The following is a 20,703-nucleotide window of genomic DNA, read 5'->3' as shown; positions in this document are numbered from 1 at the left end:
CACGCTTTGTCTCGGATGATTCACTTTTACCCCCTCAATCCGCGTATGTGCCAGTTGGGGGTGCGGAATGTGGGTTGAAACACAAAAGTATTCTGTTCACTGTTAACAATCCATCCATTGCCGGAAAAAACCTAAAACCCTATCAGGGATTGAAACTGGATACGGTACTGGCGCTGATTCGGGGTGCATAGAGCCGGAAAAAACCTAAAACCCTATCAGGGATTGAAACGGTTTAACCCGGCGATCGGAACCTTTCGGAACATCACGCCGGAAAAAACCTAAAACCCTATCAGGGATTGAAACAAAGATACTTTACCCGCTTCACTCGTAACAGCAGGGAGCCGGAAAAAACCTAAAACCCTATCAGGGATTGAAACGCCCGACAAACTCTCTCCCGGATTAGCCGATGCGCCGGAAAAAACCTAAAACCCTATCAGGGATTGAAACACCCTGTACCGTTGGCTAGGGGAGCATGGACAACTAATTGCGCCTACCGCCGGAAAAAACCTAAAACCCTATCAGGGATTGAAACGGAACGGCAAATCAGCGAAATACTGGAGCAAGACCGGAAAAAACCTAAAACCCTATCAGGGATTGAAACGCGCCGATGAACTCCGACAAGCATTCTCAGATGAACTAAGCCGGAAAAAACCTAAAACCCTATCAGGGATTGAAACTTACGCTCTTACATCTATTCTTCAAATATGTAACGCCGGAAAAAACCTAAAACCCTATCAGGGATTGAAACTTGTCGGCGCTGTGGCTTGTGCGATTTCTGCGGGTAAGCCGGAAAAAACCTAAAACCCTATGAGGGATTGAAACCCTTATAAGCTTTACGATCGCGCGCAGCCATTAACAGCCGGAAAAAACCTAAAACCCTATCAGGGATTGAAACTGATGGCAGCTACAGGCTGAATGGAATTTAGAAACTAGCCGGAAAAAACCTAAAACCCTATCAGGGATTGAAACATTCACATTAAGTGATAGCACTGATAGCAGAAGTGATAGCCGGAAAAAACCTATTTCCCCATCTAGGGCTTGAAACGCCCAAACTACAAAATTATTGGCTCAAAAATAGACCTCTCCTCTCTCTTTCTATCTCCTCCCATAACCTCAAGCAATCGATCGACTACACGCCTCCAAGTAAAATTTTCAGCCACAAAAGCCGGGCCCGCAACCCTCGCTTTCGCAGCCAATCCAGGCTGTTCGATCGCCCCTTGCATCAAATCAGTCAAATGTTCCCACTCAGGAGCTAAGATAAATAACGTTTCCCCCTCCCTCGCCACAGCCCTAAATTTACTTTCAATTTGCAGTGCAAAGTCCGATCGCGTAAAATCATCTGTAGGGCCGCCCGCAGTGCAAATAACCGGCAAACCACAAGCAGCAGCTTCCAACACCGGCAGATTAAAACCTTCTGCCAAATAGGGAGAAACATAAACATCTGCTGCTTGGTAAAACTCTGCTATTTGAGCAAAAGATAGCTGGCTACCAGTATAAATTAATCTTGGTAAAACCCTCGCTCTTTCCGCATCGTTGAGCACAACTCGGCTGGCTTGGGCAATCTCGTCTCTCGACGGATAAAGCAGTTCTGAACCTTTTAAAACTAATCTCGCATCTGGATATTTGTCAACTACCGCAGCGAAGGCTTTTAATAAAGGGCGAATGCCTTTGCGATCGGTTTGTCCTCCGATGTTTAAAAATATAAAAAAGTTTGACCAGCCCAAGCTTTCGCGCAGTGCTTGACGCCGATCGCCCGCAGCAGGATAATAAATCTTAGGATCGACCCCCAAAGGGACAACGGCAATGTGATCGGCTTCAACTCCGCTGCGAATTAAGCCAGCTTTTGACCAAGCTGAAGGTGTAATAATTTTCGTTTCTGAATTAACCTGGGTTTGGGCGATCGACTTAACACCCATTGCCTGTAATACTGAACTGGTAATAATCCCCCATTCTGTCGCTGCAAATACCCAAGTTTGAGCGCTGCTGGATGCCGAGAAGTCCCACGGGCAGTACATTCGCAGGGTAACATCGGCTGACTGATTTACCGCAGGGCTCTTAATGCTGCGAAGTAATGTTTCATTTGGGCGATCGAACAAACTAATTTTCGTCTCCCAAGCGGCGTCTATATAGGGCATATCGCGGTGGAAAAGCTCAATTTGTCCTCGCGGGCGAGCGAGCATTTCCAGCAGTTGAAATTGATTAGCTACGCAATAGGAATGATAAATAAAACGCCAGCCTTCAACAATAATCTGCAATTCAAAACACCCGCTTTTGCTATTAAAAACTCACCTCATAATTAGAAATTGGGAATTAGTAATTAGCAAGCAGAAATTACCAATTACGAAGAATTCAGGAGCCAGAATCCAGAACAGTTTCTGTGGGACAGGATGGAGAATCGAGCTTTAAATCCCGCGATTTTAATCGTGGTTCGCAAAAAATTCTTTCCGTGACAGTTACCCCTGACTTCAGGCATAGGTATGCTTAATTCAGTCTTCTTTCTTCTGATATCATATCCGATCGAGATCGAGCGATTAAAAGGGCGGGTTTTTGAGATTGTCAATTATTGGCAGATATTTTTCGTGAACCCGCCCCTACCTTATTAGGCGTAATCTACTGGACATAATATGACTTCTGACTTCTGACTCCTTCTCCTCAATTACTAATTACCAATTCCTTACTTAATCACTTGCCAATCCATAATCCGCCACTGTCCCTCTTGACGGATCAAGTCGTAGCGCACCCGCAGGTTTTCGTTGCGGGAAGAAACGAGCTGATCGCGATCGAACACTTCGGCTTTTTCCCCGACTTGGGCTTCTACTTGGGCGCGATCGGGATTAGTCGGATTCGTCTTAACTGCATCAACTTCCAGCTTGTGTACATAACGCTGGTGCGCGTTGTTACGCTGTTGAGCTTCTGCCATCAATTGCCAGCGAGACAAAGCCGGTTCTGTCAGAACTTGCTTTAATTCTTCGACAGCGTGATTGGGCCCCAAAGCCGCTGCTTTCGCCGATAGCCAGCTTTGAACTAAGTCTTTTGCTGCTACCTCAGTGATTTCTCCCGACACTGCCCCTGCAGCGCTCGGCTCTGGGGCCGGGGCCACGGCAGGGATTTCTAGGGGCGGTTCTTCCAGGCGGACGAGGGCTTGCTCTCCTTGGAGGGATGGGCCCGATAGGGCTTGCATCGCGCTAGCCAACAGACTGAGTATTAACCACAGGAATAACAGGCTCAGGACACCTGCGACTAGAAACAAAGCCAGCCTGTTTGGAGGCATGGACTTGACTTGGGCGGTAATTTCTGCTGCCTTGGTGCGCGCCCGATCGGCAAAATCGCCATTTAGCCCCTTGCTGCTTGCTCCGCTGCGCCCTGAATGTTGGCGTCTGCGATGTTTGGAAGTCGATTCAGCAGGGTGTGGCACTGTAGCTATCGGGAGAGAGACCGGGGCAACAGCGCTAGGCGCGGCCACCGTTCCCTGGGATTTCGCGCCCGACGCTGCGGTGGAAGCGTCGCCCGGTACGGGGGTCAAGGTGACTGTACTGGCTCCCTGCTTGGCTGTGGGTGGCTGTGCGGGTATGGCAGCGGGCGATCGGCCTGCTGTCGGTTGCAGTCGCCCTGGGAGCTTGCCGGCGCGGGGCTGCACGACGACCCATTCGTTGGCGGTTTCTGCGTCCTGTGGCAAAGCTTCTAGGTAAGCTTGTACTTTCGGGTCGGCAAAGTAATCTTTCAAGGACACTGACTCGTTGGCCAAGTCGCGGAAGTGGGGAAACACTTCTTCTTGTAGCCAGTGTTCGGCGTACAAGCACAGTCCGGGCAACAAGTCGGGTGAATCTTGGGAATGTTCGCGAATGAAGGCCAGGGGTTCTTTTTCCGAACTGAGTTCGAGGGCTCTGCTGGCTTCTTCTGTCTGGCCCAGCAGCAGGGAACAGACGGCTTTTTCCAGGTGAACGTCTTGGCGGCGACCGAGCTGCATCAGCATCAGCTTGGCGCGACGGATCATCGATGGCTGTCTGGCGGCAAATCCTTGGGCTAACAGGGTGTAGACCGAGAGGTAAGTGGCGACTGCGGAGGGGCGGCCGGCTTCGGCTTCAAATAGCGCCTGCTGCTCGCTGCTGGTTAGGTGTTTACGCATCTGCTGCACGAACCGGAGGAAGTCTTCTATTCCTAAACCCGATCGATCGTCTCCCGAACCGTCGATACCGCCTCGTTCTTGAAGCATTTCTCGCAGGATTTCCAGTCCCTTGCGACGCTCGGCGACTTTTTCTTCGGGGAGTGATAATAGCTCTAAAATGTTGTACGGACGGAGTTTGTATATGTCGGCTTGCATTTCACCCCTCACGCTTGCAAATAGGCTTTCGCGCAGCAGCAATTCTTGACCTGCTTCTAATGATTTTGCGGCATTTTCGTACTGACCTTGCTGCCACTGTTCGCGGCCGAGTTCTAGACAGGCAAGGCTTACGGTTAAAACTATATCTGGCCTCACGAGCTGCGGGTCGCCGAAACGACCTTCTGCGATCGCGATGCTGCCATTGTTAAGATACGGGCGACCCAGCTTCTGTACGATTTCGTATTCTCCCAGTTCTTGCAGTATGAGCAGGGCTCCTACGAATTGGTTGTCATCGATTTCAATACTTGGAGTGTGGGGGTCGGGAGCAGCCTCTAAAGCCTTGGACTCTGCCGGAGCGGTTTCTCCTGCGTCCTGCAGGAATGTGGCCGGGCCTGCTGAGGTTTTTGACCTCTGGTGCTTGGCTTCCTGTGCCGCTTCCGACTCTCGATCGTAAGTTTTGGCTAAAAAACTGGCATCGTAAGCTTTGCGCCCCTCTGAGTCTGACAGAACGGCGCAGGCTTCATCGAGCAGTTGTTTGCGGGCGACGATCGCAACTTCGGAATACTCCCTGCGCGGAAGCTGTAAAGTTCGATCGCGGTGAGCCTGCTGCAACTGTTCGGCAGTAGCTTGAATCGGTAGACCCAAAATCCGGTAGTAATCTAGTGGAATTAACACTGTCCACTTCCCCAAAGCGCTAGCAACTGAATTAGCCTATCTTAAGTGACATACTCCCGCAAACCAAATCAAAAATTCTGGTGTTGGCTTCCAACCGCCCCATTCACGGTATGTTGGACTTGCCGTAGAGATACTCGGATTTTTTTCCCTCTAGGGCGTTTTACAGTGAGGAAAAGGGAAAGCCCCATTGCCCGTCAGCTAAATGAGTTGTGTGACTCTTGAGCATTTTCGGGTTTGAGAGTAATGGAATTATATCATTCGTTTGCATGGGGTTTAGATGGGAGTTGGTTCTCCGAGTCCCGGCAATCCGCCCCGAGGGCCAAACTCATTTTAACTTTTGAGGGGGTTTGGGGCAGCTCTAAGTCCCACCCTGTACCCGTTGGGTCAGCGTTGGGATACATGGACTCCCCCAAGCAAATTTTATCTGGTCAATCAGGCGTAAAATTTGCAAGCTAGAGGGAATAATTTTATCAGAAATATATATAATTCTAAAGGGATGTGAAAACAATGCAGCATCAAGCCGTCAAAGTTAGGCTATATCCGACAACCCAACAGCAGGGGATACTAGCTCAACACTTTGGCTGTTCCCGCTGGTGGTGGAATTACGCACTAAATATGTGTATTGAAACCTACAAAGCCACGGGTAAAGGCTTGACCCAAGTTGCGTTAAACAAACTCCTGCCAAACCTTAAAAAACAAGAAGAAACACAATGGTTGTCTGAGTGTTACTCTCAGGTTCTGCAAGCTACTACGCTTAACCTGGTAACTGCTTACAAGAACTTTTTTGAGTCTAGGGCAAAATACCCTAGATTCAAATCCAAGAAAAATAGGCAGTCAATCCAGTACCCGCAATCAGTCAAACTGGTTGACGGCTCCCTCAAGTTTCCCGGTCGTGTCGGCCTTGTCAAAGCCAAGTTACATCGACCGATTGAAGGAACCATCAAAACTGTAACAGTCAGTGTTACTCCTTCGGGGAAATACTATGCCTCTGTGCTGACAAAACTCGCAGGAGATAAACCAGTTGCTTGCACCGGTGGAAAAGTTGCAGGAATTGACTTGGGGTTGAAAGATTTTGCGATTGTCAATGATGGCATCAAGACATCCAAGTACCCTAATCCCAAGCATTTAGTAAAAAATGAGTGCAACCTTAAAAGAAAGCAGCAAAAACTAGCCAGAAAGGAGAAAGGAAGCAAGTCTAGAAATCAAGCCAGGAAACTGGTTGCTAGGGTTCACGAACGAATTAGCAATGTCCGTCAAGACTACTTGCATAAGCTATCTAGAAAGCTTGTGGACGATAACCAAGTCATCGTAGTCGAAAACCTTCACGTTAAGGGCATGGTTCGTAATCACAAACTAGCTCAAGCAATTTCTGATGTAGGTTGGGGAATGTTTGTCAATTTCTTGCATTACAAACTTGACCGCGAAGGTAAAGTGTTAGTAGAGATTGACCGATGGTTCCCTAGCTCGAAACTCTGCTCAAATTGTCACTATCAGGTGAATGAAATGCCATTAGGTGTTAGGGTATGGACTTGCCCTAGTTGTGGTACTCATCACGATAGAGATGGCAACGCTGCAACCAATATCAGAGCAGAAGGAATCAGAATGCTATCGGTCTTGGGAACCAGGACTGCTGCTGATGGAGGGGATGTGAGTCCGAGACTGGGACGCAAGTCCAAGTTGACGCAATCCCCGTAGAAGTCAGAAGCTCACGCTGTACCTTTATGTCAGCGCTGGGTAGTTCACATGTCTAGGAAGCCGATCGTCGGGTATTAATTATTTATGGTTCAGGAACGGACTTTACCAGTTTTTGACGCGCAAAGCGTAACCATTTCTCGGGATGAGGGCTTGATGCTCTACGAGGATATGGTCTTGGGGCGCTATTTTGAGGACAAGTGTGCTGAGATGTACTACCGGGGCAAAATGTTTGGTTTTGTCCACTTGTACAACGGTCAGGAAGCTGTGTCTACAGGCGTGATTCGATCGATGCGCCGGGATGACACCGATTACGTTAGCAGCACCTACCGCGATCACGTTCACGCTTTGAGCGCGGGCGTCCCGGCGCGGGAGGTAATGGCGGAGTTGTTCGGGAAGGAAACTGGTTGCTCGAAGGGCCGCGGCGGTTCGATGCACATGTTTTCGGCCGAACACCGGCTGTTGGGAGGTTATGCTTTTGTGGCTGAGGGGATTCCTGTAGCTACGGGGGCGGCTTTTCAATCGAAGTACCGCCGCGAAGCTTTGGGGGATGAAAGTTCCGATGGCGTGACTGCTTGTTTTTTTGGCGATGGTGCTGCAAATAACGGGCAGTTTTTTGAGTGTTTGAATATGGCGGCTTTGTGGAAGTTGCCGATTATTTATGTTGTTGAAAACAACAAATGGGCGATCGGGATGGCCCACGAGCGAGCTACTTCTGACCCGCTGATTTACAAAAAAGCTCATGCTTTTGGCATGGCTGGTTTTGAGGTTGATGGGATGGATGTTTTGGCGGTGCGGGAAGTGGCAAAGGAAGCTGTAGCGCGGGCGCGGGCCGGCGAGGGGCCGACTTTGATTGAGGCTTTGACTTATCGCTTTCGCGGCCATTCTTTGGCCGATCCTGATGAGTTGCGTTCTAAGGAAGAGAAGGAATATTGGTTCCCTCGCGATCCGATTAAGAAGTTGGCTGCTGATTTGATCGATCGAACTTTGGCAACTGCTGAAGAATTGAAAGAGATCGATAATAAAATTCAAGCAGTAATTGATGATGCAGTCGATTTTGCTGAGAAAAGCGCTGAGCCAGATCCTAGCGAATTGTATCGGTTTATCTATGCAGAAGATGAGTAAGCTTTTGTGCATTTAACTTGTATGTTTAGGGCTGCCAGGATGCCCAACCCCTACTCCCCACAAGAGTGATAGATCCCCGTAGGGACAGGGCGAAAGCCTTTGTCCCTACTGCACTTCCTCAACCTGCAATACGCTGTAAGACTTACGTACAAACTCTACTTGTAGGGTGTGCACTGCGAATCTTACTACCATAAATTAGGGCTAGAATCAAAGGTAGACTTTATAGACGAAAAGAGAGGCGATATGATAAATCTCGATCGCGATCTAACTCAAGCCAGCAAAAATATGGGTGCTGTTCGAGTCAAAGTCAAGCTAACGAATGCCATTGATGAAGAGTTAGTCAAGAGAGGATTGCTCAATCCAAATCTGTTGCGCGTGTACGAAGCAGAAGCACTGATAGATACTGGTGCAGTACGCACAGCTATTCCTGTAGAAGTCTGCGAACACCTGGGCTTAAGAATTCGGAGTCAGGAAATAGCAAAATATGCTGATGGCCGACAAGAAACAGTGGGATTGACTGGGCCTGTTATCATTGAAATAGAAGGGCGCGAAACGATTGAGGCGGCAATGGTTTTAGGGGATATGGTGCTAATCGGTCAAACTGTGTTAGAAACTTTAGATTTGCTAGTAGATTGCAAAAATCAGCGTCTAGTTCCCAATCCCGAAAATCCCGAAAGGCCTGTATTGAGAGTTTAATACTCAATCCAGCTTAAATACCTCCTTTATTTGTAATGTTCGAGTGCTAATATCGGCATGATTCCAGCATTTTTAATTGGCACAAATTTAAGGGTTTACAAAGGCTTTTAGTCGTAGAGCCATTCTTCAAACTCATCTCTATCCATAAACTTATGGTTTAATTATTATTGCGAAATAAATCGACCGAAAAAGGTAAGGCTCGGCTCGCTGGAACCTGTGAAATTAATTTTTTTTGAGATTGAATTTCAGGAACGCTTAATGATACCGCAACTGGGGTATAACATTCTATACTAGGTGTTAACTACAGCAAAATACCGCAAGATTACCCGATAAATTCAAGAATACTGAAGAGTGGGAAGCTCCTTACGTGTTAACTACAGCAAAATACCGCAAGATTACCCGATCGCCCATCCTGTATATCGCCGCAAATGCAGCGCTACCCCCAACCCGCAAATCTCCCTTGCAGAAAGTACCACAAATGTGATACGGTTGAAGCTTGTGTCCAAATAACACCAGTCCATGCCAAAACTCAAAACTCGCAAAGCAGCCGCAAAGCGCTTTAGAGCGACCGGCAGCGGTAAGATCGTGCGCCGCAAAGCTTACAAAAGCCACTTGCTACAGCACAAAAGTTCAGCTCGCAAAAGCCGTCTCTCTAAGCTGGTCGTCATCGACGAGACCAACGACGCTAACGTGCGGTTAATGCTTCCATACTTGTAAAGTTTAACGGAAATTAAAGATGACACGGGTAAAACGCGGTAATGTCGCCAGAGCGCGCCGCAAAAAAATTCTCAAATTAGCCAAGGGTTTCCGAGGCTCACAGTCGAAACAGTTCCGCACAGCTAACCAACGGGTGATGCAAGCCCTGCGTAACGGTTATCGCGATCGCAAAAAACGCAAACGCGATTTCCGCCGCCTGTGGATTGCTCGGATCAATGCCGCATCGCGCCAGCACGGCACGAGCTACAGCAGACTGATCGGCAACATGAAAAAAGCCAACATCGAAATCAACCGCAAAATGCTGGCACAAATGGCGATCATTGACCCGGCAACATTCGGTAAAGTCGTGGAAATGGCTAATCGAGCCGGAGCCTGAAAGTTCCCTTGATTTTCAGAATGCACAAAGCAGAAGTAAGAAAGATTTAACTGTCTGCCAGAGAAGGAAAACTCCTGATGAATTTAGGAGGTTGAGACCAAGTTTCCTTCTTTGTTCTTACTTCTGGACTCTTGCTTTTTCAGAAATCGCGATCGGGCCGGTCGATCGCTATTTCCTTGTTTTTTATACAGTTGCAGAGGCAGATATCAGAGATTGCTATCGCCTTAAAATAAATAAAACCTTCCACAGACCTACCTAATTTTAAGAAAAACATGGATAGTAATTTGCTCATTATTTACTTGTCAGTCCTGCTCGCTATACTCGGCAGCACTTCCTGGTTTGTGGTGCGCCAGATTCTTAAAACTAGGAAGCTGGAAATGTCTCTGGAACGCTTAGAAAATAAGCTGACGGTAGAAAAAGGAACAGCACAGGAATACTACGAATTAGGAAGTATCTATCTAGATAAGAAGCTTTACTCCCAGGCGATCGTACTGTTTCAAAAAGCCCTGAAAGCCAAAGACTTAGAAGGGGAAGAAAATCAAGCTGTTATTTACAACGCCCTCGGTTTTGCACACTTTGGCCAAGAACAGTACGACATCGCGATCCGCCAGTACAAAGAAGCCCTGAAGTTGCAGCCAGAATACGTTACATCTCTCAATAACCTGGGTCACGCCTACGAGCGCAAGAAATTAACAGCCCAAGCCTTGGAAATCTACGAACAAGCTCTCGCCTGCGAGCCAGACAATACCACGGCCAAACAGCGAGTAGAGTCCCTTCGGAAGCGTTTGGTAATCTATAATTGAGCGCCCCTGTTAGGAGCAATAGAGATCCCGCAAACCTGGTTTCATTCAGAAACCGGGTTTTTTCTTAACATAGTCCAAGATACTAAACTATCCAATACATTAATGCGTTAGTTTTTAAGAACAGGAATTCCAAGTGAAGCTCGATCACACACCGTCCCAGCACTTTAAATTACTGTCAAGATAAAAGCAGTACCTGCAACGCCGGTCAGTCCTAAACAATAGAAGGAGGAGAACGTAGTGACATCAATTCTCGTTGTCGAAGATTCGTGGTTGACTCGCAGGGTAATCTGCAAAATCCTGCGAGCAGAAGGATACGAGACTTGGGAAGCATCCAGCGGCCCAGAAGCTCTAGAACTGCTCGGCACTAAAACCCCAAACTGTATGCTCTTAGACCTGCTGATGCCAGAAATGGAAGGTCGGGAAGTCCTGCAAGCCATGCGCGATCGAGGATATAAAATTCCAGTGATCGTAATTACCGCAGACATCCAAGCAAGCACCCGCTCCGAGTGCATGGAACTCGGAGCCCTGGCAGTCATTCACAAAATGCCCAACTCAGATGAACTGATCGGGTGGATCAAAAAAGCTCTCAGTGTCACCGAGGAGAGCAGCCAATGAAATTAAGCACTCGACAGCTCGATGCTTTGCAGGAACTCGTCAACATCGGGATCGGTCAAGCCGCAGGGGTTTTGAACGACATGATCGACTCCCCGATTCGCTTGCAAATCCCCTACCTTCAAATTCTGACTCCCACCGACGTGGAAGAAGAGTTAGAGCAGCACCTCAACGGCGAGCAAATCGCTGCAGTCCAGCTAAAATTCACAGGCTCCTTTGGAGGCATTGCCCAGCTAGTCTTTCCCACCAACAGCGCTGCCCTGCTGGTGACGATGCTCACAGGGGAAGAAGGAACTCACGATCTCGATTCAGTCAAAATTGGTACGCTGAGTGAAGTGGGAAACATTGTAATTAATGGGGTCATGGGTGCAATCAGCAACGTACTTCAGCAGCGCCTGAACTACTCAATTCCCACTTATAGCGAAGGGACGATTGCTAGTTTGCTGATATCTGGCGGTTTAGCTACTGATACAGTTGTTTTATTAGCCCAGACCAGTTTCATGATTGAAAGGCTTCACATTGAAGGAGATATCATTCTTATTTTCAATGTTAATTCCTTTGACACCTTGTTGACTGCTATCAATCAACTTGCCGGGGGTCTATGATTGAGGAGAGCAAAAGTATTAAGGAAAAGTTTGGGGTTCTCGACAGCGTACCAGTCGGCGCCTGCTTGCTGCAAGATGATTTTGTGGTGCTGTTTTGGAACACTTGTCTGGAAGAGTGGACTAAAATTCCCCGCAGCCAAATATTGGGAACAAAGATCACAACCCATTTTCCTCACCTGAGTCAGTTAAAGTACGCCACTCGCTTCAAGCAAATCTTTGCAGGAGGCCCGCCAACAATTTTTTCTTCTCAAATTCACAAACACCTGATTCCGGCAACTTGGCAAGACGGCCAGCAGCGAATTCAGCAAACTACTGTGACTGCTGTGCCGGCCCAAGAGGCTGGCATAGAAGAACAGGAGATTAGAGACTGGGTTCTCCATACTCTTGAGTTGGAATCAGAGGATACTGTCGGAGTCGGATCATCAAGAAGTGCTTTTTTGTCTAGCGAATCCCCACCCTCAGCTTCGTCATCAATATGGCCGGGGGTCAATGCCCCATCGTTCTACGCGCTGTTGGTGATTCAAGACGTGACTGACCTCACCCACCGCATCCAAGCTTACCGCACAATGCGGGATCAAGCTTTGGAAGAAGTGCAAGTGCGCCAGCGGGTGGAGGAAGAATTGCGATCGAGCCAGCATTTCATCCAGCAGATTGCTGACGCGGCGCCTTATTTACTGTACATCTACGATTTGACCCAACAGCGCAACGTCTACGTCAACGGTCAAGCTTCTAAATTGCTGGGCTACACTCCCCAAGAAATTTTACAGATGCAAACTGCTTTGTACTCCAGTTTGGTGTACCCAGAAGATTTGCCGAGGCTCAAAGCCCACCAGAAAAAATTTCCCTCGACTCAAGACGGGCATATTTTAGAGTTGGAGTATCGGCTCAAACATCGATCGGGCGAATGGCGCTGGTTTCGCTGCCGTGACCAAGTTTTCGCTCGCACAGCCGACGGCTGCCCCAAACAAATTTTCGGCACCGCTCAAGATATCACCGAGTACAAGCGGGCAGAAGAGACTCTGCGGCAGCAGAACGAACGAGAACTGCTGATGGCCACGATTACTCAGCACATCCGCCAGTCTCTGGATTTGGGCGAAGTGCTCAGCACGACAGTGACAGAAGTGCGTCAGTTCCTTCAGGCCGATCGAGTGATGATTGTCCGCTTCAACCCCTGTACCGGCAGTGTCTGCGCCGCCCCGGCGACGGGGGCGGTAACAGTGGAATCTGTAGCTGCCAACTGCAAGCCGATGTTGGGGGAAACCCTGGAAAAATTCTGTTTTGACCAGTTCTATCTCGAAGCGTACCAACATCGAGCGATCCGACCGATCGCCGATGTCTTGGCCGCGGATTTGCCGCAATATCAAATTGACTTGCTCGCACAATTCGCGGTGAGAGCTTATTTGGTAGTGCCTTTAGTGCAAGGAGACGAGTTGTGGGGGCTGCTGATGGCCCACCAGTGCAGTCCCCGGCAGTGGATGCAGTTAGAAGTAGAGTTGCTGTCTTCTCTGGCCACCCAGTTGGCGATCGCCATCAAGCAAGCAGAACTATACCAGCAGTTGCAAGCCGCCAACCTCAAGTTAGAGCGTTTGGCAACTTTAGACGAACTCACGCAGCTAGCAAACCGCCGCCGTTTCGATCAGTATTTAGAAATGGAGTGGCGCAGACAAGCGCGGGAACAAACGCCCATGTCCCTAATTCTCTGCGATATTGATTCTTTTAAAAGTTACAACGATACTTACGGGCATCAAGGCGGAGACGAATGTTTGCGACAAGTCGCCGCGGCGATCGGCAATGCAGTCAATCGCCCCGCCGATTTAGTAACTCGCTACGGAGGCGAAGAATTTGCCGTTATTTTGCCAAATACCTCGATTCAAGGCGCGGTGCTGGTAGCCGAACACATACAGCTCAAAATCGCAGCTTTACAGCTTCCTCACGCTGGTTCTCAGGTGAGCGAGTACGTCACTCTCAGCCTGGGCGTCGCGAGTATTGTTCCTGGATCTGAATCGGGAGCCGAAATTCTGATTGCAGCAGCCGACCAAGCGCTTTATCAAGCTAAACGACTTGGGCGCGATCGTATCCAACTTTACCAGCCCGATCCTGCTGCTGGCAAGCCGAATGGCACAGGCACTTCGATGCTTCCTGTAGATTTTTCTCTACCCAACACTAATTTACCCTCTCCCACTAGCGCTTGACGAATTGCAATATTTGTTGATTCCGAGTAGTTATACCACTCCACAAAAAAAATGCCACTGTAAGCCCGCGATCCAAACCCTGATATCCCTATCCCTCTGCTGTAACTTATCACCACAACTCCAGCACAACCAACTTTCTTTCTGAGCTCCGTTACATCAGAAGAAAGCCAATCCGTTGCCGAACTTCCTTCTTCAACATCTGCTATATCCTTGAGGGTTGCAGGTTCGGGATGCTAAAATCGAGCAGTACCATTTATCTATTGGTATTTGGTTGCCGAGCCGAAATCCTAAGTTTTCAATAATTTGTCGGGTTTCCGCGTGAGTGTGACCAGACCACAAGTGATATTCTAAAGAAAGGTTTTCCACAAGTTGCCAAGTATCTCGATCTTCAAATAACAGCCATTCTCCACCTTCGCAGTCTACTTTGGCTAAATCGACGCTACCACCAATTCGCTCCATCGCCCTGCGAAATGATACCATTGGTATTTCGCCACTTTCGCTAACTGTCGATCGGGTTTTTCCCGAAACTTCGCGAATGTCGAGGACTACTTTACAATCTCGACATCCTACTGCTTCCATAAAATATGTAAAATTTGCGATTGATGTTTGAGGTAATTTTCTAGGTATGGATTAGCTTCGTAGGCGTGAATTACGGCCTGGGGAAACCTGTTCCTCGCAGCAATCGGAAATAACCCGACATTGGCTCCAATATCAATAATTGTCATCAGCGATTCAGATAATTGCTCGACTCCGTAGCAGTCGTCTAAAAGCACTTCTATAAATTCTCCGTCCATGCCTTTCTCTGAAGGCACCTTTACTTGATACAGTTTTCCTTGCACAATTAATTGTTCGGGCAATTGAAAGTTAGCAACTCTGTTAAATTTAATCCCTAACTTTTTGGCTCGAATTTGGCGCTGCACGAGTTGCTGAAGTTTATGGACAAGCATAGGGAGAGATTGAGATTTGTTTTAATTTTAAAATAACGTTAGATGATGGAAAAGCTTCTAGGTAATAATTCACATTTTGCACGGCTTTTAAATTGAGTTTATGTCTTCAAATTTAACCTGAAGCCGAGAGTTTTAGTCAACAAATCCGGCTGATTACGAGTTGGTTGAAAAGGTGCTATATCTCATTACAGAGAGTTAGTTTTTTTGTTCATAAGAAGAGTAAATTGAGAGTAAATATGCTTTAATATATGTCAAAATGCGCTTCAAAACACGGAATTGAAAAATGTTAGAGTTCGATGGACGGCTCCCAACAATTGAAGAGTTAGCTAAAGCGCCGAAATCCCCACACTATACCTGTAATCAGGTTAGTGTGGGATGAATAGGCCCGTCAAGGTAGGTACGGAGCAAAACCGTTCTCCCATCAATGCTTGTCCTCTGGTTTGCCACTTACCCCAACTGCGGGACAATCCAGATTACTACAGTCAGAAGAAGACCTTACCTCAACTCAAAAAAACTCATCCTTGGTATGTCACCACCTGCTTATACGTCCGGTGAGGCTGGCCACCACCGCCACTAACTCAGCAGCATCTACGGGTTTGGTCAAATGCATCTGAAAACCTGCTAATAGTGCCTGCTGACGATCGTCATTCCGGGCATAAGCCGTCAGCGCGATCGCGGGTAGCCTACCGCCCCGCTGCACTTCAAGTTGACGCAACTTGCGGATCAGGGAGTAGCCATCCTCATCCGGCATCCCAATATCGCTCACTAAAACATCGGGGCTGCGATCCGTTGCGGTTTCGATAATGGTCAAGGCCTCCTTTACCGAAGCCACAGCGATGACATCAGCACCATACTTTTCGAGAATCGTGCTCAGCAACTCTAGCGCGTCAGCCTCGTCCTCTACCACTAAGATTTTTAAGCCTTCAAGGGTCGGTGAGGCCTGAAACCTCCCATTCCCCTCGACGACGAGCGAGTTTAATGGCTCTGGATCGCTCGGTGGTAGATGGATAATCATCACGGGCAGTTTGACTGTAAAGGTCGTCCCCTGTCCTATCCCTGGACTCACTACCGTTACAGTCCCGCCATGTAATTCAACTAATTGACGCACAATGGCTAACCCTAAACCCAACCCCCCATAACTGCGAGTAGTCGTGCTGTCGTGCTGGCTGAAGCGATCGAAGACAAACGGTAGAAAGTCCGAGCTGATGCCTGTTCCAGTGTCGCTGACAGTAATTTCAACATGGGAATTAACCCGCTGCAAACTAATCTGGACTCGCCCGTCTTTAGGCGTAAATTTGAGGGCATTAGAAAGTAGATTCCACACAACTTGCTGCAACCTATCGGCATCACCCAAGAGCGGGCCAGCTTCAGAATCGAGCACGCTTTGCAGGCGAATAGACTTTGCCTCAGCCGCCAACTGTACAGACTCAATCGCCGATTCAATCACCGGCACGAGGTTGACAGGACGGACTCGGAGACGCAGTTTACCTGTGATGATGCGAGAAACATCGAGGATGTCTTCGATGAGCTGGGCTTGAGACTTCGCGTTTCGCTCGATCGTCTCCAAAGCCCGCGCCACCTTATCCTCACTCAGGTTTTTTTGCCTTAACATCGTTGACCATCCTAAGATCGCGTTGAGAGGAGTTCTGAGTTCATGAGAAAGAATCGAGAGAAACTCATCCTTGGCACGGTTAGCTGCCTCTGCCTCTGCCCGAATTATTTGTTCACGCATCAATAAGGCGTCTTTGGTGCGATTAGACGCTTCCAGTTGGGCAGTGCGTTCCTGCACCCGTTGCTCTAGCTCCACATTTATCGCCTGGATACGGTGGCGACTCTCTTCTAGTTCCTGGTTTGTAAGGGCGAGTTGGGCTGGACTGGGCGTATCGAGTGCCACTGGAATTAAGGGAATAAGTAAAAAGGTGAACGTATAGAAAGACCAAAGACCAGTGACAGCTTTGATCAGTCCTGAAACCCAATAAATGGGGTGCCAAAGTGTCACTATTTCCATCAGGTGCGTCGTGCCACATAAGGCAAAGATAAAAAAGAAACCCACCAGTAGCATCACCGTGTGGGCAGGCAGATCCTTACGCCCATTCGTAAAGTAAACAATGGCAACCGCCACCGAGTAATAAGCGAGGGTAGTCAAGGCATCGGACGTTATGTGCAGCCAGACTAACCCCGGTTTCCAGAGGTAACAATGGCCGTGAGGAATGAAATTATTAGAAAAGAAGGTGCTCAAGAGGTGAGGCATATTAGTTTACGGCACTGTCAAGTTAATTTAGGGGGTGTCATCAATTCAACCAGATGACCGCAGCAGCCAGAAGAATCGCACGCCGGAAAGTTCACCGCCCTAGGGTGATAGCGCGTCGCGATTGCCTGATACTGCTTGAGCTTGGGGAAAAAGTTCTCAATCAAATGACCGGCTTTGTACAATTGAGCATCGTAAGTTTCCAGGGTCTTGCAATTGCGACGAGGTGAAATGACGGTGGTCTTCCCCTCGGCATTAAGGCGGTCAATCACACGCTGATCTGGATCATAGCCCTTGTTAGCCAGCAGTGTATCCGCCACCAGTAATGGCTGCAGTTGGTTGCCTCCTGGTCGCGTCACGAGTTTGTCGGGGGGTGAGGTGAAACTCCAACGGATTGCCCAACGCATCCACGCGATCGCATGAATCTTTTTACTCAATGGCCCTTTGCTGCCTCCAATTGCTTCATTACCTACGCTCCTCAAAAAGCTCAGCAGGAAGATGTTTCTTTCAAGTGGGAAAATGCCTGAATTAAAACTAAGTGTACCGCCGGGAAATAGTGGGTAAATGTGCTTTAATATATGTCGTCAAAATTCGCTCCTAAAAACGAAAATAAAAAATGTTAGAGTTCGATCGCCTATTCCAAACAATCGAAGAATTAGTAATGCTGCACTCACCCAGCGGTGCGGAATCGGAAATTAACCAGTGGTTGATGGAAAAATTCGCCGCCCTGGGAGTGAATGCTTGGCTCGATCGCGCGGACAATGCGATCGCCCTAATTAAGGGTCGCAATCCCGAAAAGTCGATCGCCATTACCGCCCACAAAGACGAAATTGGGGCCCTAGTTAAAACAATAGGCGAGAGTGGCCGCGTGGAAGTCCGCAGATTGGGCGGCGCATTTCCTTGGGTTTACGGCGAAGGCGTGGTGGATTTGCTCGGAGACAAGCAAACAATTAGCGGCATTCTCAGCTTCGGTTCCCGCCATGTTTCTCACGAATCTGCTCAGAAAGCTCAGCAGGAAGATGTTTCTTTAAAGTGGGAAAATGCCTGGATTGAAACTAAGTGTACCGCCGAGGAATTAGCCGAGGCCGGAATTCGACCGGGCACGCGGATGGTGGTGGGAAAGCACCGCAAGCGCCCGCTGCGGTTGAAGGACTGGATAGCGAGCTACACTCTGGACAACAAGGCTTCAGTGGCGATTTTGCTGGCTCTGGCGGAATGTTTGAAAGAGCCTGCGGTGAATGTTTATTTGGTCGCGTCGGCGAAGGAGGAGGTTGGGGCGATCGGAGCTTTGTATTTCACCCAGCGCCAGCCGTTGGACGCGCTGATCGCTTTGGAAATTTGCCCTCTGGCACCGGAATACCCGATTCGTGACGGCGAAAACCCGGTTTTGCTGGTTCAGGACGGCTACGGAGTCTACGATGAAGGATTGAACGCCCAATTGCGCGCAGCCGCAGCAGCAGCCGATGTAGAGGTGCAGTTGGCGGTAATTAGCGGTTTTGGGAGCGATGCTTCGATCGCCATGAAGTTCGGCCACGTAGCCCGCGCCGCTTGTTTGGCTTTCCCCACCCAGAACACCCACGGCTTTGAAATTGCTCATCTCGGGGCGATCGGCAATTGCGCCGCCATCCTCAAAGCCTACTGTGACGTGCTTTGGGACGACTAGAAAAAAAAGTTTCGCAAAGTAGTTGACAGATTGGGAAAGATTAGTTAAGGTAATAAAGGTGCGGAACACAAGCAAACGCAACGACGCGCCCCCATCGTCTAGAGGCCTAGGACACATCCCTTTCACGGATGCGACGGGGATTCGAATTCCCCTGGGGGTATTGAAAATTTAAGTCTGATATCCAAGTGATATCTAGTATGTGGGGTGGGCATCTTGCCCGCCCTTATTGCTATTGGGTCTAACATTAAGTTGATGCGTTCGATCGCACATCTTGCACCATTCTCGCTTAACAGGCTTTTCGGCCTGTTCCACAAAGAGTGAATTTTCTTGTGGAACAGGCCGAAAAGCCTGTTGATAAACAAGTAATTGAGAATGGTGCAACATCTCAGTTCGATCGCACTTTCCTTAGTTTGCACCATTGCCATTGATATCAAACTTTTCTATAATGGGAATCTCTGAAGGTGAGGAGGCGACTATTCGCAGGTTTATATCAACTATGATTTGATTTTTATCAAGAACTACATTTGCTTTTTTTATTATAATTTTTGCGGATAAACAATCGCCTGATTCAGGTTCGGGAGATGGCTGAGTTTTATATCCTGCGTCCTCCAGCCATTCACAAATCTTCCTCCAGTTTTCTACCTTTTCATCAGCTTTACCTACAAGATTTTTTACGTATTGGTATAAAGTATTACAGAAATCTACTGCAATTCCCTTGGGGTTTTTACTGAGCCTTTCGGCAATTTCGGCGGGACTGTAGCCGCAGAGTAGACCCCGTAGATGTTGTTTCTCTGTGGGCGTGAGCCGCTTTCCCTTGGCGGATGCTAGGTCTGTGTAAAGAGTTTCTAAGTCCCAGTCGCGGGCAGCTTCGGGGAAGCGATCGTTAGAGGATGCCATTGCAGGGGATAGGTTTCTGGATTTTTTATAATCAAAGTCTAACACGATTCCTAATGCTTATTAGTTTCTTTGTTAAAGGTGGTTAGGTTAAGATCAGGGAAAGCAGGATCGTGATTAATTTTACACCTGGAATCGGGGAAGGCTCACTGCTGGCGCGGTAGAGTTATCTGCTGGACAGAGTTATCAACACAAACTCCTCATAATTAGGTATTTACCCGTAAATGTTTAACCACGAATACAAAAAAGAGGCACAAGAGAAACTGCGCCGTGCAGTAGAAAAGTACCAAAGAGATTGTGAGTATTTACAAAATGCCGCTGGAAGTCTTTATCAAACGCGAGTTAATCGTGGGGTTGAGATTATCCAACTATGCGAAAATTACATTAACACGCTGGCCAATTCGCCAAAAGAATTTAGCAAAGTTGTTACAAAACTGAAGTTTCAGCTCAAGGAAATTACTGGCGAAGATTGGGATCTAATTTATTCGGCTCATAACAGCAATGTAGCAGCAGCAGGTGGTGCAGGAGTCATGGCTGGAGCAGGAGTTGCCTGTTTTGGGCCAGCAGCAGCAATGGCAATTGCCACAACTTTTGGAACAGCCTCAACAGGTACTGCAATTGCTTCTCTTTCCGGTGCAGCCGCCGTTAATGCTGCTTTAGCCTGGTTAGGAGGTGGCGCTCTTACTGTGGGTGGTGGCGGTATGGTGGCTGGAAATGCACTGCTGGCACTAGCAGGGCCGATTGGCTGGGGGATTGGTGGTGTAGCTTTGGCTGGTAGTGCTTTTTGGGCAAGTAACGAGAATGAAAAAATTGGTGACGAAGCCAACAACCGCGCTCTTGAAATTGAAGGTGACACAGCTAAAGTCAACATAACCAAGAAAGAAGTCAATCTTCTTGAGGGGGAAACTGTCAAACTAGCTAAGTTGATTCAAAGTGAACTGCAATACTTCAAGCAGAATGCACCTTTGAATTACCTGAATTTTAGCCAAGCTCTCAAACAAAGGCTGGGGACTTTAATCAATTCCATTACTTCCCTGAGCGAGTCTATTAAAAAGACCGTAGACCTGAAAATGTAATTATAATTTGGAGTGCAGCATTATCCTCTAGCAATTAGGGAGTAATGCTGCAATTTTTTAA

At 48.1% G+C, this 20,703-nt stretch carries 19 protein-coding genes, 1 tRNA gene and 1 CRISPR repeat array; of the genes, 13 read left to right on the top strand and 7 right to left on the bottom strand.

The window, feature by feature from the left end; translation table 11 throughout:
* Positions 1–119 precede the first annotated feature (119 nt).
* A CRISPR array of direct repeats spans positions 120–969; the repeat unit is 37 nt; unit sequence GCCGGAAAAAACCTAAAACCCTATCAGGGATTGAAAC.
* An 83-nt stretch (positions 970–1,052) separates the two neighbouring features.
* On the bottom strand, positions 1,053–2,255 hold the full coding sequence (locus QUB10_RS27415; RefSeq protein WP_333206349.1) for a glycosyltransferase family 4 protein: 1,203 nt from the start codon (positions 2,253–2,255) through the stop codon (positions 1,053–1,055).
* A 419-nt stretch (positions 2,256–2,674) separates the two neighbouring features.
* Positions 2,675–4,996: an IMS domain-containing protein gene (locus QUB10_RS27410; protein WP_333206348.1), complete on the bottom strand. Its 2,322-nt coding sequence runs from the start codon at positions 4,994–4,996 to the stop codon at positions 2,675–2,677.
* 507 nt (positions 4,997–5,503) lie between these two features.
* Between QUB10_RS27410 and QUB10_RS27405 the strand changes: the two genes are divergently transcribed.
* The 9 genes from QUB10_RS27405 (at position 5,504) to QUB10_RS27365 (ending at position 13,814) form a co-directional block, all read left to right on the top strand.
* The gene (locus QUB10_RS27405) at positions 5,504–6,691 is read left to right on the top strand and encodes an RNA-guided endonuclease TnpB family protein (RefSeq protein ID WP_333206346.1); all 1,188 of its coding nucleotides are present in this window, start codon (positions 5,504–5,506) and stop codon (positions 6,689–6,691) included.
* Positions 6,692–6,775: 84 nt separating this feature from the next.
* Positions 6,776–7,813: a pyruvate dehydrogenase (acetyl-transferring) E1 component subunit alpha gene (gene pdhA, locus QUB10_RS27400; protein ID WP_333063130.1), complete on the top strand. Its 1,038-nt coding sequence runs from the start codon at positions 6,776–6,778 to the stop codon at positions 7,811–7,813.
* 243 nt (positions 7,814–8,056) lie between these two features.
* Positions 8,057–8,509 carry a retroviral-like aspartic protease family protein gene (locus tag QUB10_RS27395; RefSeq protein WP_333206344.1) on the top strand — a complete coding sequence of 151 codons (453 nt, stop codon included), beginning with the start codon at positions 8,057–8,059 and terminating at the stop codon, positions 8,507–8,509.
* 519 nt (positions 8,510–9,028) lie between these two features.
* Complete coding sequence (gene rpmI, locus QUB10_RS27390; RefSeq protein WP_006634164.1) at positions 9,029–9,226, top strand: 50S ribosomal protein L35; 198 nt, start codon at positions 9,029–9,031, stop codon at positions 9,224–9,226.
* Between the two features lie 19 nt (positions 9,227–9,245).
* On the top strand, positions 9,246–9,602 hold the full coding sequence (gene rplT / locus QUB10_RS27385; RefSeq protein WP_333132957.1) for a 50S ribosomal protein L20: 357 nt from the start codon (positions 9,246–9,248) through the stop codon (positions 9,600–9,602).
* 272 nt (positions 9,603–9,874) lie between these two features.
* Positions 9,875–10,405, top strand: a complete 531-nt coding sequence (locus tag QUB10_RS27380; RefSeq protein ID WP_333206342.1) for a tetratricopeptide repeat protein — start codon at positions 9,875–9,877, stop codon at positions 10,403–10,405.
* A gap of 237 nt (positions 10,406–10,642) precedes the next feature.
* Positions 10,643–11,020 carry a response regulator gene (locus QUB10_RS27375; RefSeq protein WP_333206340.1) on the top strand — a complete coding sequence of 126 codons (378 nt, stop codon included), beginning with the start codon at positions 10,643–10,645 and terminating at the stop codon, positions 11,018–11,020.
* Positions 11,017–11,622 carry a chemotaxis protein CheC gene (locus QUB10_RS27370; RefSeq protein WP_333067864.1) on the top strand — a complete coding sequence of 202 codons (606 nt, stop codon included), beginning with the start codon at positions 11,017–11,019 and terminating at the stop codon, positions 11,620–11,622. The genes QUB10_RS27375 and QUB10_RS27370 overlap by 4 nt, the downstream gene beginning before the upstream one ends.
* Positions 11,619–13,814 carry a diguanylate cyclase domain-containing protein gene (locus tag QUB10_RS27365; protein WP_333206338.1) on the top strand — a complete coding sequence of 732 codons (2,196 nt, stop codon included), beginning with the start codon at positions 11,619–11,621 and terminating at the stop codon, positions 13,812–13,814. Before QUB10_RS27370 ends, QUB10_RS27365 begins: the two co-directional genes overlap by 4 nt.
* Before the next feature lie 192 nt (positions 13,815–14,006).
* Here the strand turns inward: QUB10_RS27365 and QUB10_RS27360 are convergent, their stop codons facing one another.
* Both QUB10_RS27360 and QUB10_RS27355 read right to left on the bottom strand, forming a co-directional pair.
* Complete coding sequence (locus QUB10_RS27360; protein ID WP_333206336.1) at positions 14,007–14,393, bottom strand: FkbM family methyltransferase; 387 nt, start codon at positions 14,391–14,393, stop codon at positions 14,007–14,009.
* Positions 14,381–14,761, bottom strand: coding sequence for a hypothetical protein (locus QUB10_RS27355; RefSeq protein WP_333206335.1), 381 nt, complete (start codon positions 14,759–14,761; stop codon positions 14,381–14,383). Before QUB10_RS27355 ends, QUB10_RS27360 begins: the two co-directional genes overlap by 13 nt.
* A gap of 375 nt (positions 14,762–15,136) precedes the next feature.
* Between QUB10_RS27355 and QUB10_RS27350 the strand changes: the two genes are divergently transcribed.
* On the top strand, positions 15,137–15,316 hold the full coding sequence (locus QUB10_RS27350) for a hypothetical protein (RefSeq protein WP_445300789.1): 180 nt from the start codon (positions 15,137–15,139) through the stop codon (positions 15,314–15,316).
* Here QUB10_RS27350 and QUB10_RS27345 read toward each other — a convergent pair.
* Positions 15,291–17,012 carry an ATP-binding protein gene (locus QUB10_RS27345; protein WP_333206333.1) on the bottom strand — a complete coding sequence of 574 codons (1,722 nt, stop codon included), beginning with the start codon at positions 17,010–17,012 and terminating at the stop codon, positions 15,291–15,293. The two genes, QUB10_RS27350 and QUB10_RS27345, sit on opposite strands and share 26 nt — an antisense overlap.
* Positions 17,013–17,029: 17 nt before the next feature.
* Positions 17,030–17,446, bottom strand: coding sequence for a hypothetical protein (locus tag QUB10_RS27340; RefSeq protein ID WP_333206332.1), 417 nt, complete (start codon positions 17,444–17,446; stop codon positions 17,030–17,032).
* Between the two features lie 179 nt (positions 17,447–17,625).
* Between QUB10_RS27340 and QUB10_RS27335 the strand changes: the two genes are divergently transcribed.
* A complete protein-coding gene (locus tag QUB10_RS27335; RefSeq protein ID WP_333206330.1) occupies positions 17,626–18,672 on the top strand; it encodes a M42 family peptidase in 1,047 nt (348 codons plus the stop codon).
* Between the two features lie 87 nt (positions 18,673–18,759).
* Positions 18,760–18,832, top strand: a tRNA-Glu gene (locus tag QUB10_RS27330).
* A 245-nt stretch (positions 18,833–19,077) separates the two neighbouring features.
* Here the strand turns inward: QUB10_RS27330 and QUB10_RS27325 are convergent.
* On the bottom strand, positions 19,078–19,569 hold the full coding sequence (locus QUB10_RS27325) for a helix-turn-helix transcriptional regulator (RefSeq protein WP_006636004.1): 492 nt from the start codon (positions 19,567–19,569) through the stop codon (positions 19,078–19,080).
* Between the two features lie 221 nt (positions 19,570–19,790).
* Here QUB10_RS27325 and QUB10_RS27320 point away from each other — a divergent pair, with 221 nt between their 5' ends.
* Complete coding sequence (locus QUB10_RS27320; RefSeq protein WP_333206328.1) at positions 19,791–20,642, top strand: hypothetical protein; 852 nt, start codon at positions 19,791–19,793, stop codon at positions 20,640–20,642.
* Positions 20,643–20,703 lie beyond the last annotated feature (61 nt).

It is taken from the genome of Microcoleus sp. B5-D4, from assembly GCF_036705145.1.
GTDB lineage: Bacteria > Cyanobacteriota > Cyanobacteriia > Cyanobacteriales > Microcoleaceae > Microcoleus.
The sequence above is the reverse complement of the archived record's forward strand: the minus strand, read 5'-3'. Positions and strand labels throughout refer to the sequence as shown.

Excerpts from the sequence above, each read along its gene's own strand:
- QUB10_RS27405 (WP_333206346.1), top strand. The coding sequence starts at position 5,504 with ATGCAGCATCAAGCCGTCAAAGTTAGGCTATATCCGACAACCCAACAG.
- pdhA (WP_333063130.1), top strand. The coding sequence starts at position 6,776 with ATGGTTCAGGAACGGACTTTACCAGTTTTTGACGCGCAAAGCGTAACC.
- QUB10_RS27395 (WP_333206344.1), top strand. The coding sequence starts at position 8,057 with ATGATAAATCTCGATCGCGATCTAACTCAAGCCAGCAAAAATATGGGT.
- rpmI (WP_006634164.1), top strand. The coding sequence starts at position 9,029 with ATGCCAAAACTCAAAACTCGCAAAGCAGCCGCAAAGCGCTTTAGAGCG.
- rplT (WP_333132957.1), top strand. The coding sequence starts at position 9,246 with ATGACACGGGTAAAACGCGGTAATGTCGCCAGAGCGCGCCGCAAAAAA.
- QUB10_RS27380 (WP_333206342.1), top strand. The coding sequence starts at position 9,875 with ATGGATAGTAATTTGCTCATTATTTACTTGTCAGTCCTGCTCGCTATA.
- QUB10_RS27370 (WP_333067864.1), top strand. The coding sequence starts at position 11,017 with ATGAAATTAAGCACTCGACAGCTCGATGCTTTGCAGGAACTCGTCAAC.
- QUB10_RS27365 (WP_333206338.1), top strand. The coding sequence starts at position 11,619 with ATGATTGAGGAGAGCAAAAGTATTAAGGAAAAGTTTGGGGTTCTCGAC.
- QUB10_RS27360 (WP_333206336.1), bottom strand. The coding sequence starts at position 14,393 with ATGGAAGCAGTAGGATGTCGAGATTGTAAAGTAGTCCTCGACATTCGC.
- QUB10_RS27355 (WP_333206335.1), bottom strand. The coding sequence starts at position 14,761 with ATGCTTGTCCATAAACTTCAGCAACTCGTGCAGCGCCAAATTCGAGCC.
- QUB10_RS27350 (WP_445300789.1), top strand. The coding sequence starts at position 15,137 with ATGAATAGGCCCGTCAAGGTAGGTACGGAGCAAAACCGTTCTCCCATC.
- QUB10_RS27345 (WP_333206333.1), bottom strand. The coding sequence starts at position 17,012 with ATGCCTCACCTCTTGAGCACCTTCTTTTCTAATAATTTCATTCCTCAC.
- QUB10_RS27335 (WP_333206330.1), top strand. The coding sequence starts at position 17,626 with ATGTTAGAGTTCGATCGCCTATTCCAAACAATCGAAGAATTAGTAATG.
- QUB10_RS27325 (WP_006636004.1), bottom strand. The coding sequence starts at position 19,569 with ATGGCATCCTCTAACGATCGCTTCCCCGAAGCTGCCCGCGACTGGGAC.
- QUB10_RS27320 (WP_333206328.1), top strand. The coding sequence starts at position 19,791 with ATGTTTAACCACGAATACAAAAAAGAGGCACAAGAGAAACTGCGCCGT.